This window comes from Nitrospiria bacterium (assembly GCA_036397255.1).
In the GTDB taxonomy this organism is placed as follows: domain Bacteria; phylum Nitrospirota; class Nitrospiria; order DASWJH01; family DASWJH01; genus DASWJH01.
This window is the reverse complement of the sequence record DASWJH010000084.1, coordinates 13,292-29,119: the sequence shown is the minus strand read 5'-3', so window position 1 is coordinate 29,119 and position 15,828 is coordinate 13,292. Positions and strand designations below refer to the sequence as shown.

Genomic DNA, 15,828 nt, shown 5'->3' with positions numbered 1-15,828 from the left:
GAATATTAAACAAATTTCAACTAGGAACAATTCATTCCTTTTCTCTTAGCAATAAATGCACTAAAATTAACACTTGACACAAATTTTTTATTTGGTTAGTGTACATTCATTTTATTGGGAAAATTTCACAAAAATTACTTTGGTTTTGGTAAAGACCTTGGAGGAAATCATGAAGGGAATGCTGACATTGGTATTGGTTCTGACGGTTTATATAACGGGTTGCGCTTTTGGGGGATTTTCAAGGGGAAACATTCATGACGTTTCTCCTACTTTTTCCGAGGGAACGACTAAACAAGTTATTGTAGAACAACTAGGTCCACCAGACAAATATGTAAATTTAGGGGATTCGGAATATATGACCTATCGAACTACGAAAGGGTTTTTTGTTTTATTGTTTGGCCAGACCAAGGCAAGAGATTTTGAAATAAAACTTGTTGATGGGAAATACCAATCATCTCGCTGGCTTCCTTCGGGAAGTTCGATTGGAATTTTATCTGCTCAAGGCGCCGTTGCAGAATAAAAAAGGAAAAAAGATGCCAAAAATATCTTATCTTTTAGGGTTTCTTGGAATATTCTTTTGCTGGGGCTGTGCGTTTACCAATATGGGTTCTCCTGTTGCTGTGAAAGGGGTAGATGCGGTCTCCGAAGGGTTTTCACCCGAAGAAGTGATTCAAGCTTTTGGTGTGCCTGATCAGGTTTATACCGATGACCAGAAAACCATTTGGGTGTACCGGTACAAAAACGGAGCTTTTTTTAATTATTTAAACTGGTATTCTTATGGTTCTGTTGGGCGAAGGGACCTCCAGATTGAAATTCGGGACCATAAAGTTGTTAGGATTCACAATTTTCCAGCTGGCGAGGCCTGGGCCTTTGCTGTTCTGGCCCCGGCTCCTCCAGGTATGATAGCAAAATAAAATAGTTTTTTTAGAAATATTTATTGAAGGAAAAGAGGGCTTCTTTGTAAGCAGTTTCCTTTTGAATGGTAAAGCGAAATTCAAGGTCATTAGAGAACGAAAAAGCCTGCGTTGCGGTAATATCCAAATTGGTATGAATATCTCCTAAAGGGAAGTGAGTGAGCGCTCCCTCGATTTGGATACGCCAAAAGGATGTTATGTCCAAAAGGAGTCCGACCCTTCCCCCCCCTCCCAATCGATAATAATCCCTAAACACTCTTCCTACCCCCATATCTGCTTCGGCCATTAAAAATAAAATTTCTTGTCGAAAAAACTCCGTTTTTAGGCTTAACCCCTTTCCTACATTTAACCCGTAGTACAAACATTTTCGAGGAATGCAGTCCAGTTCTTTTGCTAAATCCAGTCCCGTGGTGACCTTCCATGAAAATTTCTTAATCCAGCGGTCCCAAGGTGAAAGAGATATAATTTCCAATAAATTTAACTTTTCAACAAAAGGAGTTCGGTCCTTGTTATCAAACCGTAAAACCAAGTGAAACATTTCGAGTTGGCTGTTGGGAATAAATCCGGTTTGATTTCCGGCAAGATCATGAAGAGCTGGTCGAAAGGAGACCTCCTCAAAGGTAGAATTTCGAGTTAAACCGAAGCCGAACCCTGTTCGTCCGGTCTGGTGGCCACTAAGTGGTGATTCAGTTTTGGAAATTTTTTTTATATAAGACGGTTGCGGACCCAATTGGTTTCGAGCTAAAAGAATTTTTCGTTCCCGTTTTTTGCTTTCTTTACCCTGATTCCGGGTGAACCCTTCCCGGTAACGGTAATAGTCATATGCGGTGTCGAGAATCAATGCTTTCCTTAAATCGGGGAATCGGGCCAATTCTTGTTGAGCTTCTTCATCCATTCTCTCCGAAAGGGCCTGTGTTACCTCAATTTCATTTGGAGAGAGAAGGGAACGTTTGTTTAACATTTGGTTCATATGGGAGGGCCTATATTCCACACTGGTGACCAATCCCGGTTGTTGGATTAATACACGGATCGTGTCAACGGGAATGACCCAAGGGTGAAGGGAGTCTGTGAGATATAATTTCGGGTTTGCAATTTCAATTAAAGGAAGCAATTGATAAGAACAGTTCTCATCCAGAAAAAAATAGTTGAAATAGGTGGTTCCCATTTCCCAAAGGTGCAGAACCAACCGATTGATTTGGTCAGATGTGAGATTCAAATGGTATTCCCATAAATCCCGGCTTTCCAAGTTGGTGTAGGATTGAACCTTAATATAGTAGGGTGTGGTGGAGAACCGCCCTGGGTATCCCCCGAAAAGACCTTTGATTGTAAACATGACCCCATTCCGGGTGGTGGTATCGGCAGAAAAATTAATGGTATAATCCAATAGTCTTTCTTCAGGCCCATGTGATTTATGATTCAGGCGGAGAAACGTGTGACCATACATCGAGGCAGGGTTATCGAGATAGGCGTCAGCGAAGATGATCGTAATGGACTGGGGATCCAGACGTGAACGCCAGGTTTCTAACCGGGGGCAGGGTTGCTCCTGAAGATTTTCGGGGTCAAAATTCAATTGTTCTTTTAACCAGGTGTATCGGGCGGGAAACCTGCATTGGGGATGTTGGTCTTCAGGATTTTTTGGTAAGGGTTCAAAAAAAGCTGTTATCGTTGCTTCTAATTCCGCTTGAGGATTTTTTCTCCCGGTTACCGATAAGAAAAAATTCAATCCATCCGCTTGGCTTTTATAACCTCCCCACCAATCCTTTTTATAATGAAGCAGAAGATGCCAGTACCGATGGTTCCACAATTCCCCCCCCCGGGCTTTTTCGATGAGTTCATTTAGGTATTCATCGGTTGTATCTTGGCCGAAAACCGGAAAATTAAAATATAAAATAAAGGAAAGGGTAATAATTCCAAAGGAAAACCAAATTTTAAAATGGTAAAGGTTTAGCATTTGAATTTAGATTGATTGAGAAAAAATTTTTTAACCATAAAAAAAGGCTAGGCATCTTTCTTTAAGACACCCAGCCCGTTTTTTTAGGTTAAAAAAAGAGGTTATTTTTGGTTCTTTCTAACCAAGGAATTCCGGATGAGCTAAAAGTTCTGCCCTTAAAGCATCCAGCATTTCAAGGGAATTTGTTTCTTCCGAAGGGAAAAATGAAATGTATTTTTCTTGAAAAAATCTCAGCATTACTGGAACTGTTTCATCATTGGCTCCCAAAAGGTAAGCAAATGCGGTAACATATTCTCCCTCTCCTTTAGCCATTTCCTCAGATAAATTGGTGAGGTTAATTGAAGCATAAACCTCTATTTCTTTATTAAAGGCAAGTGCCCCATCTTCTGTACAACCTGAAGTACCTGAGGTAATCCCAAAGGTTTGGGTTCCCATAAAACCGTTGGTGGTTCCAGCAAGAATCTGAATTCCCTTGCTATTATTATCTTTGGCAAAGAGGAAATAGGCCAAACCGCAGCCTGCCATTGGATGTTTTCCGACAGCGTAAACGCTAGGTACCGAAAACAAAATTCCTGCCATAGCTCCCAATAAAACCAGCTTTTTCATTTGGTGTCCTCCTGGGTTATTTTTTTAACCGCTTGGGGTTTCATTTAAAACTTTTTAAAGAAATTCACTTTTTTTCCAAAGGTTTAAAAATCCGAACCGAAATTAACATACCAAAAATCACATGTCAAGAATGGTCTAAATTTTGACGCTCGGAAAATTAGACCCTTTTTAGTTTCCACGGGCGATGGTGCAGACCTCACCAAAGAGGGGGCCAAGGACGGATTTAATAGACTGTTTCACAAAAACCAATTTCTTGATTCCTCCATTGTTCATTGCGGCCTCGACCGAGGTATCACCTGTTCCCACAAATAAAATATAATTACCGCATGCTTTTCCTTCTTTCTTGGGTGTAACACCATTTTCATAAACTTGGGACCCTGAAACCGAATCGGTGAATAGAAACCCTGCAGGAAAAAGGCCTGCCGGTTGGGTATATCCTCCTACTCCTGCGCAAGCGGTTAAAGTTAAGGTTAACATTAGCGAACCGAATAAAAGACAAAACCGTTTTCCCATGGTGTTCCTCCTCAACCCTCGTTTTAGGTTTTAAATGAAAAATGCTTTTTTCGGATAGGACCATATCAAACCCCCAATTTTCTGTCAAGAAAAAGACTTTGATGTTAAGGGTTTATATTTTCTATTGGAACGCCCACACATAACTTGATTAATTCCGGTGTCAATCCGGCTGTTACCACTTTAGGTGGAACGAACGGGAGTCCAGACCTTTTTGACTTCTAGATTCCCGCTCAAGCGGGAATGACGGCCTCGATTTTTTCAATGAATTTTTACGGCAAAACATTAGATGCTATTTTAAAAAAAAGAAGAACAGGTTTTTTCCATCGTTGTTTAAAAAAGGAAAAAGCCTTTTAACAATCTTAAATGAATTTCCCCTTTGCATGGCTTCTCCCTTTTTCCTATAATGAGGTGTTTCGGATTTTCTCTTTATATGGGGGTTTTATGTTGAACCAAATGATCGCTCTTTTGAATCATTGGGAAAACCATTCTCCATTTCTCTTTGCAATGACGGTGATTGTTGTTATGGCCTTGGAGGGTCTTTTCTTAGGTACGGTGGCCGGGTATGTATTCAAATTGCTTGGAATTCGTGTAAGAAAGATCAACCGCTGAGGAGAAACGGCTCTTATGGAACTTCCCATGTCCGGGGTGGTCATTAATCCCTATCTTTTAATTCTGATCGGTTTTTGTGTGGGTGTGTTGGGAGGCTTTTTTGGGGTGGGAGGCTCTTGGTTTGTGACACCGGCATTGAACATTTTCGGTTTCCCGATGGCCTTTGCCATCGGAACTGATTTGGCCCATATTATGGGAAAGTCTATCATCGCCACCTTTCGCCATCAAAAAATGGGGAATGTGGATATAAAGCTTGGGCTTTTAATGATTTTTGGAACGGTTTTCGGTGTTGAACTCGGAAAAGAGATGATTCTTTCTCTAGAAAAAACCGGACTGACCAGTCCAGTGGTCAGGGGAATATATATCTTTGTGTTGGGAAGCATTGGTTCCTATATGGTTTATGATTATTTTCGTTTTACCCGGTTTGTGAAACCCCTGAAGGGGATTGGGCAGGAGGAGAGTTTAGGGACCGCCCTTTCCCGTTGGGTGTTAAAAATTAAAATTCCTCCCATGGTCAACCTAAGGGTGTCCAATATTCCTTCTATCTCGGTTTGGGTCATTATTTTTATCGGATTTGCCACGGGATTTTTTGCCGGTTTTTTGGGAGGAGGCGCGGGTTACATTCGGATGCCTGCCTTGGTCTATGTGTTGGGGGTTCCCACCACGGTGGCGGTTGGAACCGATCTATTCGAGATCATTTTTTCCTCAGGATATGGTGCTTTTGTGTATGCCTTAGAAGGAAAGGTGGATTTAATTGCCGCAATGATTATGTTGGTCGGAGCCGCGGTGGGAGCACAACTGGGGAGTATTGCCACCCGATATATTAAAAGTATGCGAATCCGACTTTATTTCGGTTATTCAGTTTTATTGGCGGGAGTTTCTGTTGTTTTAAAACAGGTGGGAGATTCTTGGGCGATTCCTTTGTTGGGAAACCTAGCGGGAATATTGATATTGGCCCTGGCCGTCTATATGTCGGTTCTTATTATTTTTGGATTGGCAAGGGGAATGTGGGAGGAGAAACGTTATTTCAGCCATGAATGAATTAAAACGAAAAATCTTAGTTTGCAATGGAGGATCGGGTTTTGGAGAGTGGGCGGTCCAATTGGGGGGTCAATTGGCCAAAGGGGTTGGGGCCCAAGTAACGGTTTTAACGGTTCAAGACAAAAGGGATCCTGTTGATGTGGAAAAGATTCAGGGCAGGACCCGTCAGATTTTAGATGGGCTTGAGGTTGAGTTTGAAAGTATCGTCCGCAAAGGGCACCCGGCCAAGGAGATTTTGAGTGAGTCCATGCAGGGGTATGAAATGGTTCTTTTGGGGTCCCATGGCACCCGGGGCATTTTAGAATTCTTTTTGGGGGATACGGCCGTTCACGTGGTGGAGCACCTCCAAATCTCTACCCTGGTGGTCCGTCAGAAAGGGAGCGCTTCGAAAGTTCTCCTTCCCTTGCGTTTGGGGAAAGAGAAACGTCAAATCATTCGGAGGGCGGGGGAGATCACCCGCGCGCTCGGAGGATCCTTAACCCTGTTGTATGTGGTTCCACTTCCGGTCATGTACGGCATCCATGTCCGAGAACAGCGGGTTATTTTTGAACGCTATCCCCTGGAGACGAATTACCTCAAAAAAATCGCCTCCAGTCTGGAGCAACAATACGGATTGCAACCCACATTGAAAATGAGAGAAGGCGTTCCGGAAGAAGAAATTTTAGAGGAGGCGGTGGAAGAAGGTCACGATTTGGTAATCGTCGGATCGTCAGCCTGGAAGGGGCTGTCCAGTCTGTTTTTGGGAAACTTTTCGTATACCATTGTCAAGCACGCCAAAATGTCTGTTTTGGTGGCTGTACCGCGAAAAGGCCTTACATAATGTTTCAGTGGTTTGTTTTAAAAAATTTTCAGAAACAAACGTGAAATACCTTTACCTTATCGTTTTCTCCGCTGATGACGGGTTTTTTTAAGAAGTTTTTTGTGTTTGTGTTTGCGCATCTTTTTTCTGCGCTTTTTGACCACTCTGGACAAGGTCTACCCCTTTTCTCTGGTTCAACTAGAACCCTTTCCTCAAAAGCGGTGTCAACCTAACATAAGTCTTTCCCTTTTTCAATACCTGAAAGAAAATATTTAAGCCTCGTTTTCCGTTTCCTGTGTTTTTTCCCGAACAATGAGCACGGGACATTCTCCATACTCAATCACTTTCAGGGGAACGCTTCCTAAAAAAAATCGTCTGACCGGGGAAGCGCCACTGGCCCCCATGACCACGATGGCATGGTCTTTTGCCTCATTAATAATCACTTCAAAGGGAGAACCTTCAATGACCTTGACCTGTGGATTTAATCCCATTTGGGAAAGGATCATCTCTGCACGGCGGGCTCTTTCCGTTGCTTTTTCAATCGGGACCGATTCATTGGCGATAGAGAGTACAGTAACCTTGGCTGAAAGGGCTTGGGCAATTTTGGCCCCGAAGATTTCAGCTTTTTCAGCCAAGGGGGATCCATCGGTGCACATGAGGAAGGAATCACCTTGCCGGATATTTTTTGCAATCAAAACGGAGCATTTGGCATGCTCCGCAATCCGAAGGGCGGTGCTTCCTACAAAATAGCGGGTTATTCCTTTGTGGCCCCTTGAACCCGTTATAATGAGATTGTATTGACCTACTTCGGATTCCTCTAAAATTTCTTCTGTTGAATTCCCCTCTCTTAACCGTAAACGAACATTTTCCCCATGTTCTCCGATAAAATGAATCTCAGTGGCACCATAGATTCCTTCCCTAAAGGTGTGACGCATTTCAACTTCCCCTGAGGGAAGAAGGCGTGTGAGGCCCAGTCCGGTCAGAATTTCTTGGGCTTTTTTTAAAATGGCCACCCCGGGAATTTCAAGATCCCACTCGGTAAGCTTTTCTCGGGCTGTGCTGAGATGAATGCGATCCATACCGGATTCCTTGGGTCTTACATAAAGGACCGAAACATCGGCTTGGAGCTCCTTGGCAAATTGGCCCCCAAAGATGAGCGCTTTTTCGGCATTTTCTTCCCCATCCGTACATATTAAAATTTTCATGCCGAGACTCTTGAGCATTTTAAAACCTTTGGGGTCTTCCAAAATTTTATCTCCCCTTCCTTAAAAAAAAGGAAATTTGGTCTATTGGGGGAGATTCACCAATTTCCAATAGGTTTGGGAATATAAAAGCAGTAGTATTAAAGAAACCAGGGTGATTTTCCAGCCCCCCTTCAGGAAATCTTTTTTCCGGATGTAACCGCTGGATAAAACAATCTGGGATGCGGGTGAGGCCACCGCTGTCATAAAAGAAAACGAGGATGCCATGACGGTAATCAACCCTGCTGCTATGATGGAGGTTTCTCCAAGTCGGGCCAATTCTAAGGTTATGGGGCCGAGCATCCCTACGGCCGCCCCGCTGCTGATAAAGGAGGCGATGGCCATTGTGATGATAGCGATCATTCCCAAAATAAGGAGATCGTTTTGGGCCCCGTTTGTGGTCAACCACCCTAGCAGGGCATTGGCCAGCCAGTTGGCGGCCCCGGTATCTTTCATTGAAATACCGAGGGAGATGGCACTGGCATATATGAGAATGACCCCCCAGTTAATTCCATTATTGAGGTCTTCCCATTTTACAATGTCAAAAAGGAGGTAAAGAAAAACACCGATGAGGGCGGTGATACCAAGCCCGATTTGATCACTTACGGTGATCCAAAGGAGCATTGTAAATAAGAAAATTGCAATTGTCCAACGGTCTTTGTCCGTAAGCTTCCCTTCCCCTTTTACCTTCTCTTTCAGTTGGGAGATGGCTGGCTGAAGATTTTGTACCTCTGGTTTAAACGTTTTATAAAGGAGGTAGGTCACAAAAGGGACCTGCAGGAAAAGAAGGGGATAAAGGTATCCAATCCATGTAAGATAACTGATCCGAATGTCAAAAAGATGCCTAAAATAAGCAATCATGATTGCGTTTCGGGCGCCCCCTGAAGGCGTTCCAAAACCTGCGATCATGGCACCATATGCGATGGAGAGAAGGAGCAGGATGGATAAGTTGCGTATATTTTGGGGTTCCGTTGAGGTGAATGTAATGAGTGTAATGACTACGGGAAGCATCATGGCGGTGACGGTGTGCTCTCCCGCAACTGAGGCAATTAATGCGGATACGATCACAAACCCGAAAGTGATTCGATAGACACTGGGACCCGTGATTCGGAGAATGGCTAAAGCAATCCGCTTATCCAGTTTTTGCTTTACAATGGCAACGGCTAGCATGAGAGATCCCATGATAAAAAAAACAGAATCGCTCATAAAGGATTTTGCCACCTCCGTTGGGGTTCCAATCTGGAATAAAACCTGAAGGACAGCAATCAATAGGGCAACGGTGGGGAGGGGAATCGGTTCTGTAATAAAAAGGAGAATTGCAATTCCGGCGATGCTGAGAACTTTGAAACCCTCGGGGGTAAGTCCGGAAGGGGGATCAAAAAAAAGAGGCAGGGCTCCCAGGGAAAAGCAGATTAGAAACCATTTTCTTTTTACCAGTAACGGGAACAAAAAGGCCATTCAAGCCCTTTCAATACAAAAAGGCCAGAGTGCTGGGCCAAGTTACACATTCCCTGAAACCTTGTCAAGAACATTTCACTGAAAACTCAGGTTTCTTGCATTTTGGAGAACTGGTTTATATAATCCTCTTATGAAAAAATCTCTATGGGCATTTTTTTCCACTGTTTTATTTTTTTCCCTTATTTTTTTGGTTGAGGCGTCTTGCTCTAAGGGAAATCTGGTTCCTTCAGAGGATGGTTTAAGAGTTAGGGAAATGGATCACGTTATCGAAACATTACGGACCAGTTATATAAAAAAAGATCCTGTGGAATTTTTAAAATATTTTTCCCAAGAAGATGCCAATGGGGCCCTTATACTGGAAAAGAATTTAGACCATATATTTGTGCAATTGGATCCGGTTACCCTAAAATTTTTTATTGAGAAGGTAATTCTTCAGGAAGCCAAGGCTAAAGCTTATATCCATTGGCAAGGGAAATGGCAAAGAAAAGAAAAAGGAACCGTTTTTTCCAAAAAAGGTGATATGGTCTTCCTGTTTGAGGGAAAGAAAGAGCCTCTTGTGCTGGGTATTGAGGGGGATTCTCCCTTTGAATTGAAAAAACTGAGGCAGCCATAATGGATTTCATGTTTTGTCATAGCCTGGTTATCGGAGGAGGAATCGCTGGATTGCGGGCCGCCATTGAGTTGAGCCGGTTCGGCGATGTGGTGATTGTCAACAAAGGCGCTCCTTTAGAGGGTAGCTCGGGACAGGCTCAAGGGGGTGTTGCTGTGGCCATTCAGGACCCCAAAGATATTGAAATTCACTTTCAAGATACATTGAGGGCTGGGAAAGGTTTGTGTCGAGAAGAGGCAGTTCGGGTACTGGTGGAGGAAGGCCCCCAGAGAATTCAAGAGCTGATTTCCTGGGGGGCATGTTTTGACCGTATCGGGGAGGAGTTTGCGTTTGCCAAGGAAGGCGCCCACCAAAAGGGTCGAATCCTTCGTGCCAAAGGGGATTCTACTGGGGAAGAAATGATGGTGACCCTTTTAAACCACGTTAAAAAATTCCCGCTTATTTCCCGAATGGACAATATGTTTAGCATGGATTTAATTATTCATGACGGAAGATGCATTGGTGCAACCCTTTTGAACCAAGAAACCCAAAGACAACAAATCATTTTTTCTCGTATCACTGTGCTGGCTACCGGTGGAGTGGGACAGCTTTATTGGAGAACCACCAACCCCGGCGTGGCCACAGGGGATGGGATGGCCATGGCTGCCAGAGGGGGGGCTCTTTTAGAGGACATGGAGTTTGTGCAATTTCATCCCACTTCTCTTTTGCTTCCTGGAGCCCCTCCTTTTCTTTTGTCTGAGGCCATGCGTGGTGAGGGGGCCATTCTTAGAAATCAAGAAGGGGCCCCTTTTATGAAGAAGTTTCACCCCGATGCAGAGATGGCCCCAAGAGATGTGGTGGCCCGTGCCATTTGGCAAGAAATGCAGAATTCCGGAACCCCCTGTGTATTTTTGGATGTTACCCATCTTTCCAAGGATTTTATAAAAGGCCGTTTCCCAAAAATTTATCAGACCTGTCTCTCCTATGGGTTGGATATCGTTGAGCAAATGATTCCAGTGGCTCCTAGCATGCATTTCATGATGGGGGGAATGAAGGTTTCTGTGGATGGGTCTTCTTCAGTAGAGGGTCTTTTTGGGGCGGGGGAGGTTGCTTGTGTTGGCGTTCACGGCGCCAATCGTTTAGCCAGCAATTCCCTTCTTGAAGGGTTGGTGTTTGGAAAAAAAGTGGGAGACTTCGCGGGCCAGGCTTCGGAGAATTTGGCCCTTCCTGCCAAGGATCAATTGAAAAAAATCCAAAAAACCCTGCTATCGGGAGGAGAAGTCAATGAGATTTCAAATGCTGAAATTTCTTCCATCCGAAAAGATTTGCAGCAGACCATGTGGGAAGGCATTGGAATCGTCAGAGATCAGAAAGGAATTGAGCGAACCTTATCTTTCATCCAAAAGTGGGAATGGATCTTAAAAGGAACCTATCAAAATCAGCCCAAGCTTGAACTAAAAAATCTTCTTCTCTTGGGGAAATGTATATCAACGGCTTCTCTCTTGAGGGAAGAGAGCGTGGGGGCGCACTCCCGGAAGGATTCTAACCCTCAAAACCCATTAAAAGAAAAACATCTTTCCCTTCGTTGGGTTCAGTCAAATTGTACAGTGGAAGTCCTCATTTCCTGATGAGCATTGGGAGGATGATGAAATTGAAGATTTCCCTTGGATGTAAAAATCCGGGTCGTGGTTTTGATCCTTTCTTCCTGGATATATTGTTTATATAGCCCAAGGACCTTGGCCACATAATGCTTTGTTTCTTTGTAGGGTGGAATCGTTTTGTGCCTTTCCACTGCTTTTTCCCCCGCATTGTAGGCGGCAAGAGAAAGAATCAGGTTATTTTCGAATCGGTTGAGAAGGTATTTTAGGTACCGAACCCCTCCTGTAATATTTTCAATGGGATCAAATGGATTTTGAACGGCAAGGGAAGATGCGGTTGGAGGCATTAACTGCATTAACCCCCGTGCCCCTTTTTTAGATATTGCATATGGATTGAAGTTGGATTCCACTTTGATCACCGCCCGAATTAAAAGGGGGTCGATTCCTTCCCTGCGGGCCACAGAATGAATGGTATTGTGAAAGTCAAAATAACCATAGCGGACAGGGGGAAAATTGGGAAGTTTAGGAATTAATTGGGGTCTAAATCGGGGATCGGTTGGAACGTTTGTGAAATGAATCACTCCTTGATCATCTATATATTGAAAAATTTCTCCTGGAAAAGTCTTTGGGGATAAGGTCAGGGCTTCCCCCACCATCCATAAAATAGAAAACATTAATATAATCAATGTTTTTTGCATGTTCTGATTTGGTTTCCTGATTTAATCTACAAAAACCATAACACCCACCCCCTGCACTGTCAAATTTTCAAACTTTATAGTAGATTTATAAGGTTTTATAGTTTACGCTAGTCACGTTTTATATATTAGATTTTTGAAATTTCCGGTTAGGCCAGTGTATTAATTCAAGCAGCTTTTAGATCATTATTTAATGTTTTTATTGTTGAGCCCTATGGGATTAGGAGAGGTTTTATTTTTATATGTTTGAAAAAAAACAACCGGCCTACATGATAGGGGTTGTGGCCGAGCTTCTTCAGGTTCATCCCCAAACGCTGAGGATTTATGAAAGGGAAGGTTTGATTGTTCCCAGCCGCTCAAAGGGAAATACCAGACTCTATTCACAAGAAGATGTGGAGCATTTAAAACTGGTGATCCGTTTAACCCGGGATTTTGGAGTCAATCTGGCAGGGGTGGAGATGATTCTCCAGATGATTTGGCGTGGGCGGAGTTTTAGGAGTGAAGAAATACAGGAATTGGAGAAATTGTTGCAAGATATAATGGACACCCGCAATCACCTGTCTGAATCTGTTCAACCGAAAAAAAGGTTCTCGGCGTGTGATCCCGATTAAATGAAAAACGAAAAATTTTTTGGAAATGGATTTGGAGGAATAAGACCATGCGTTTTGATCGTTTAACCATAAAATCCCAAGAGGCCATTCAAGAGGCCCAGCAACTGGCCGAGAAACGAAACCAACAACAGATGGATGCGGAGCATTTGCTGCTGGCTTTATTAATCCAGAAGGAAGGTTTGATTCCCTCGCTTCTTAAAAAATTAGGAGTGGATTGGGGTGGGATTCGCAAAAAGGCAGAAAAAGAAGTGGACCAATTGCCTCGGGTGGAAGGACCCGGGTCAGCAGGTCAGGTGTATATTACCCCTCGTATGAAAGGGGTATTTGACCGGTCGGAGGAGGAGGCATCCAAGCTGAAGGATGAGTATATCAGCACGGAGCATTTTTTACTGGCCCTTGCAGAGGGTGATGGTGCAGCGGGAAGATTGCTGAAGGAAGGAGGGGTGACCCGGGATCGAATATTAAAAGTTCTTTTGGAAATCCGTGGAACCCAGCGGGTCACGGACCCCTCTCCAGAAGAAAAGTATCAAGCATTGGCTCGGTATAGCAAAGACCTAACAGACCTTGCCCGGCGTGGGAAGTTGGATCCAGTTATCGGAAGGGATGAGGAAATCCGACGGGTTATCCAGGTTCTCTCCCGCCGAACCAAAAATAACCCGGTTTTAATCGGTGAGCCGGGGGTTGGAAAAACCGCCCTCGCTGAAGGGCTTGCCCAACGGGTGGTGAATGGTGATGTTCCCGAAGGTTTAAAAGACAAGAAGATTGTGGCCTTGGATATGGGTTCCCTCATTGCCGGGGCAAAATTCCGGGGAGAGTTTGAGGATCGGTTAAAAGCGGTCATTCGGGAGATCGTGGAGTCCGAAGGTAAGGTTATTCTTTTCATTGATGAGCTTCATACCTTGGTTGGGGCGGGGGCAGCAGAAGGGGCCATGGACGCCTCCAACATGCTGAAACCCCCTTTGGCCAGAGGAGAGCTTCGTTGCGTTGGTGCGACCACCTTAAATGAATATCGAAAATATATTGAAAAAGATGCTGCACTAGAGAGAAGATTTCAACCCGTTTTGGTTGGAGAACCGACGGTTGAAGATACCATTTCCATTTTGCGGGGGCTCAAAGAACGGTATGAGGTCCATCACGGGGTCAGGATTAAGGATAATGCATTGGTCACAGCGGCGATCCTTTCTCACCGGTATATTTCTGATCGGTTTCTTCCCGACAAAGCCATCGACTTAATTGATGAAGCTGCTTCCCGACTTCGAATGGAAATAGATAGTATGCCATCCGAAGTGGATGAAATCGAGCGCCGTTCCAAGCAATTGGAGATCGAGCGGGAGGCGGTCCGAAAGGAACAGGATGAGGTTTCAAAACAGCGTTTGGAGAAGATTGAGAAAGAGTTGTCGGAACTGAGGGAGCAGGGAGGTCAGCTTAAGGGCCAGTGGCAGGCTGAGAAAGATGTCATTCAGCGGATTCGCAAATACAAAGAGCAGTTAGAGCAGTTCAAGGGGGAGGCAGAACGTGCCGAGCGGGAGGGAGATTTAGGAAAAGCGGCGGAACTCAAATACGGAAAGCTCATTGAGCTGGGAAAGGCTTTGGAAGAAGAAAATAAACGGTTGGTGGATCTTCAAACGGAACATAAAATGCTGAAGGAAGAGGTGGATCAAGAGGATGTAGCCGCGATTGTGTCAAAATGGACAGGTATTCCAGTTCAACGGATGATAGAAGGGGAAGTTGAAAAACTCATTCATATGGAGGAACGTCTTCGAAAAAGGGTTATTGGCCAAGAAGAGGCGGTGACAGCGGTTTCCAATGCGATTCGAAGAGCAAGGGCAGGCATTCAGGACCCCAACCGGCCTTTGGGTTCTTTTATTTTTCTGGGGCCCACCGGAGTAGGGAAAACGGAACTTAGCCGTGCTTTGGCCGAGTTTCTTTTTGATGATGAGCAGGCCATGACGCGGATAGATATGTCAGAATATATGGAAAAGCATTCCGTTGCCCGTTTAATCGGGGCTCCCCCAGGGTATGTCGGGTACGAGGAAGGGGGCCAGCTCACGGAGGCGGTTCGCCGCCGGCCTTACTGTGTCCTCTTATTTGACGAAATTGAAAAAGGCCATCCAGATGTTTTTAACATATTACTCCAACTGCTGGATGATGGCCGGCTGACCGATGGGCATGGCCGAAAAGTGGATTTTAGAAATTGTGTGGTGATCATGACATCAAACTTAGGAAGTCAACATATTCAGGAACTTGGCGGGAAAGAAGAGAAGAAAATGGAATCCTTGGTCATGGGAGCCCTCCGAGAACAGTTCCGCCCCGAATTCCTCAACCGTGTGGATGATATCATTATTTTCCACGGGTTAAGCATGGAACAGCTTGGGAAAATTGTAGAGATCCAGATAGCGCTTGTTCGAAAACGTTTAACGGATCGACGCCTTGAATTAGATTTAACCCAGGCCGCTAAAAGATATTTGGCTCAGGAAGGGTATGATCCTGTGTTTGGGGCGAGGCCATTGAAGCGGGTGATTCAACGGGATATCCTTAATCCACTTGCTGTGAGTCTTCTTCAAGGGGAATTCAAAGAGGGGGATTCCATCCAGGTTGACGTGAAAGATGGTAAATTAGCCTTTCAATCCTCAGGTTAATTTCCAAGAAATTAAGTAAATTTAAAAGATACAATGCGAGCCTATTGACATCCCTTCTACCAACATGTTAGAAAAATCAAGCCTATCGGCAATTGGTAAAATTATCATTTTTCTTTGCATTCTTTTTAGGTATCAAAATAGGATTGATGGTGAGTGTAGCTCAACGGTTAGAGCACTGGACTGTGGCTCCAGGGGTTGGGGGTTCAATTCCCCTCACTCACCCCAAAAAAATAACCCCAACCCCGTGTAGGTTTTGAGGAGGGTGTGCTCCCATGGGGTAACCATCGATGAATTCGGTGCCCTAATGGGCTTGGCCCCCTCGGAGGAGTTCCGCCCGAAGGGCAAGGACGACGGGGAGGGGGTTCAGATTCCCCTCCGCTAATTCAAAACCCATCTCATTCCGCGCCTGTAGCTCAGCTGGATAGAGTACTTGGCTTCGAACCAAGGGGTCGGGGGTTCGAATCCCTCCAGGCGCACCAATGCTCAAAAATCCATCATAAAAGTAGAAATCCCAACGGCGCCTTTGATGAGGATGAGAACCTTCTTCATCATCATATGATCATG

At 44.5% G+C, this 15,828-nt stretch carries 16 protein-coding genes and 2 tRNA genes; 11 read left to right on the top strand and 7 right to left on the bottom strand.

Annotation, left to right across the window (positions count from 1 at the left end):
• Positions 1–169: 169 nt before the first annotated feature.
• Positions 170–520 (top strand): hypothetical protein, encoded by a 351-nt coding sequence (locus VGB26_11265; GenBank protein ID HEX9758355.1) that lies wholly within the window; start codon positions 170–172, stop codon positions 518–520.
• 13 nt (positions 521–533) lie between these two features.
• On the top strand, positions 534–914 hold the full coding sequence (locus VGB26_11260) for a hypothetical protein (GenBank protein ID HEX9758354.1): 381 nt from the start codon (positions 534–536) through the stop codon (positions 912–914).
• A gap of 10 nt (positions 915–924) precedes the next feature.
• Here the strand turns inward: VGB26_11260 and VGB26_11255 are convergent, their stop codons facing one another.
• The 3 genes from VGB26_11255 to VGB26_11245 all read right to left on the bottom strand — a co-directional run bounded on the left by VGB26_11255 (position 925) and on the right by VGB26_11245 (position 3,984).
• A complete protein-coding gene (locus tag VGB26_11255) occupies positions 925–2,865 on the bottom strand; it encodes a DUF4105 domain-containing protein (protein ID HEX9758353.1) in 1,941 nt (646 codons plus the stop codon).
• A 117-nt stretch (positions 2,866–2,982) separates the two neighbouring features.
• On the bottom strand, positions 2,983–3,471 hold the full coding sequence (locus tag VGB26_11250; GenBank protein HEX9758352.1) for a DUF3015 family protein: 489 nt from the start codon (positions 3,469–3,471) through the stop codon (positions 2,983–2,985).
• Between the two features lie 168 nt (positions 3,472–3,639).
• Entirely contained in the window at positions 3,640–3,984 is a 345-nt protein-coding gene (locus VGB26_11245; GenBank protein ID HEX9758351.1) for a TRL domain-containing protein, read from the bottom strand.
• A 441-nt stretch (positions 3,985–4,425) separates the two neighbouring features.
• Between VGB26_11245 and VGB26_11240 the strand changes: the two genes are divergently transcribed.
• The 3 genes from VGB26_11240 to VGB26_11230 are packed head-to-tail and all read left to right on the top strand — an operon-like array spanning position 4,426 to position 6,454.
• On the top strand, positions 4,426–4,593 hold the full coding sequence (locus tag VGB26_11240; protein HEX9758350.1) for a hypothetical protein: 168 nt from the start codon (positions 4,426–4,428) through the stop codon (positions 4,591–4,593).
• A 15-nt stretch (positions 4,594–4,608) separates the two neighbouring features.
• Entirely contained in the window at positions 4,609–5,634 is a 1,026-nt protein-coding gene (locus VGB26_11235) for a sulfite exporter TauE/SafE family protein (protein ID HEX9758349.1), read from the top strand.
• Positions 5,627–6,454 (top strand): universal stress protein, encoded by an 828-nt coding sequence (locus tag VGB26_11230; protein HEX9758348.1) that lies wholly within the window; start codon positions 5,627–5,629, stop codon positions 6,452–6,454. Before VGB26_11235 ends, VGB26_11230 begins: the two co-directional genes overlap by 8 nt.
• Positions 6,455–6,510: 56 nt before the next feature.
• On the opposite strand, the gene VGB26_11225 is transcribed toward VGB26_11230, so the two are convergent.
• From VGB26_11225 to VGB26_11215, 3 genes are all read right to left on the bottom strand, one after another.
• Positions 6,511–6,606 (bottom strand): AURKAIP1/COX24 domain-containing protein, encoded by a 96-nt coding sequence (locus tag VGB26_11225; GenBank protein HEX9758347.1) that lies wholly within the window; start codon positions 6,604–6,606, stop codon positions 6,511–6,513.
• A 99-nt stretch (positions 6,607–6,705) separates the two neighbouring features.
• Positions 6,706–7,638: a universal stress protein gene (locus VGB26_11220; GenBank protein HEX9758346.1), complete on the bottom strand. Its 933-nt coding sequence runs from the start codon at positions 7,636–7,638 to the stop codon at positions 6,706–6,708.
• Between the two features lie 81 nt (positions 7,639–7,719).
• A complete protein-coding gene (locus tag VGB26_11215) occupies positions 7,720–9,132 on the bottom strand; it encodes a DASS family sodium-coupled anion symporter (protein ID HEX9758345.1) in 1,413 nt (470 codons plus the stop codon).
• Between the two features lie 253 nt (positions 9,133–9,385).
• Here VGB26_11215 and VGB26_11210 point away from each other — a divergent pair, with 253 nt between their 5' ends.
• Positions 9,386–9,745, top strand: coding sequence for a hypothetical protein (locus VGB26_11210; GenBank protein ID HEX9758344.1), 360 nt, complete (start codon positions 9,386–9,388; stop codon positions 9,743–9,745).
• Positions 9,745–11,349 carry an L-aspartate oxidase gene (nadB, locus tag VGB26_11205; protein HEX9758343.1) on the top strand — a complete coding sequence of 535 codons (1,605 nt, stop codon included), beginning with the start codon at positions 9,745–9,747 and terminating at the stop codon, positions 11,347–11,349. The genes VGB26_11210 and nadB overlap by 1 nt, the downstream gene beginning before the upstream one ends.
• On the opposite strand, the gene VGB26_11200 is transcribed toward nadB, so the two are convergent.
• Positions 11,313–12,017, bottom strand: a complete 705-nt coding sequence (locus VGB26_11200) for a lytic transglycosylase domain-containing protein (protein HEX9758342.1) — start codon at positions 12,015–12,017, stop codon at positions 11,313–11,315. The genes nadB and VGB26_11200 overlap by 37 nt on opposite strands.
• Positions 12,018–12,256: 239 nt before the next feature.
• Between VGB26_11200 and VGB26_11195 the strand changes: the two genes are divergently transcribed.
• The 4 genes from VGB26_11195 to VGB26_11180 all read left to right on the top strand — a co-directional run bounded on the left by VGB26_11195 (position 12,257) and on the right by VGB26_11180 (position 15,743).
• Positions 12,257–12,625 carry a helix-turn-helix transcriptional regulator gene (locus VGB26_11195; protein HEX9758341.1) on the top strand — a complete coding sequence of 123 codons (369 nt, stop codon included), beginning with the start codon at positions 12,257–12,259 and terminating at the stop codon, positions 12,623–12,625.
• Between the two features lie 47 nt (positions 12,626–12,672).
• Positions 12,673–15,264: an ATP-dependent chaperone ClpB gene (gene clpB / locus VGB26_11190; GenBank protein HEX9758340.1), complete on the top strand. Its 2,592-nt coding sequence runs from the start codon at positions 12,673–12,675 to the stop codon at positions 15,262–15,264.
• Positions 15,265–15,413: 149 nt separating this feature from the next.
• Positions 15,414–15,489 (top strand) — tRNA-His (locus VGB26_11185).
• 177 nt (positions 15,490–15,666) lie between these two features.
• Positions 15,667–15,743: transfer RNA gene (locus VGB26_11180), tRNA-Arg, on the top strand.
• The last annotated feature ends 85 nt before the right edge of the window (positions 15,744–15,828 follow it).

Excerpts from the sequence above, each read along its gene's own strand:
- nadB (HEX9758343.1), top strand. The coding sequence starts at position 9,745 with ATGGATTTCATGTTTTGTCATAGCCTGGTTATCGGAGGAGGAATCGCT.
- VGB26_11235 (HEX9758349.1), top strand. The coding sequence starts at position 4,609 with ATGGAACTTCCCATGTCCGGGGTGGTCATTAATCCCTATCTTTTAATT.
- VGB26_11260 (HEX9758354.1), top strand. The coding sequence starts at position 534 with ATGCCAAAAATATCTTATCTTTTAGGGTTTCTTGGAATATTCTTTTGC.
- VGB26_11215 (HEX9758345.1), bottom strand. The coding sequence starts at position 9,132 with ATGGCCTTTTTGTTCCCGTTACTGGTAAAAAGAAAATGGTTTCTAATC.
- VGB26_11220 (HEX9758346.1), bottom strand. The coding sequence starts at position 7,638 with ATGAAAATTTTAATATGTACGGATGGGGAAGAAAATGCCGAAAAAGCG.
- VGB26_11245 (HEX9758351.1), bottom strand. The coding sequence starts at position 3,984 with ATGGGAAAACGGTTTTGTCTTTTATTCGGTTCGCTAATGTTAACCTTA.
- VGB26_11240 (HEX9758350.1), top strand. The coding sequence starts at position 4,426 with ATGTTGAACCAAATGATCGCTCTTTTGAATCATTGGGAAAACCATTCT.
- VGB26_11255 (HEX9758353.1), bottom strand. The coding sequence starts at position 2,865 with ATGCTAAACCTTTACCATTTTAAAATTTGGTTTTCCTTTGGAATTATT.
- VGB26_11195 (HEX9758341.1), top strand. The coding sequence starts at position 12,257 with ATGTTTGAAAAAAAACAACCGGCCTACATGATAGGGGTTGTGGCCGAG.
- VGB26_11230 (HEX9758348.1), top strand. The coding sequence starts at position 5,627 with ATGAATGAATTAAAACGAAAAATCTTAGTTTGCAATGGAGGATCGGGT.
- VGB26_11250 (HEX9758352.1), bottom strand. The coding sequence starts at position 3,471 with ATGAAAAAGCTGGTTTTATTGGGAGCTATGGCAGGAATTTTGTTTTCG.
- clpB (HEX9758340.1), top strand. The coding sequence starts at position 12,673 with ATGCGTTTTGATCGTTTAACCATAAAATCCCAAGAGGCCATTCAAGAG.
- VGB26_11265 (HEX9758355.1), top strand. The coding sequence starts at position 170 with ATGAAGGGAATGCTGACATTGGTATTGGTTCTGACGGTTTATATAACG.
- VGB26_11200 (HEX9758342.1), bottom strand. The coding sequence starts at position 12,017 with ATGCAAAAAACATTGATTATATTAATGTTTTCTATTTTATGGATGGTG.
- VGB26_11210 (HEX9758344.1), top strand. The coding sequence starts at position 9,386 with ATGGATCACGTTATCGAAACATTACGGACCAGTTATATAAAAAAAGAT.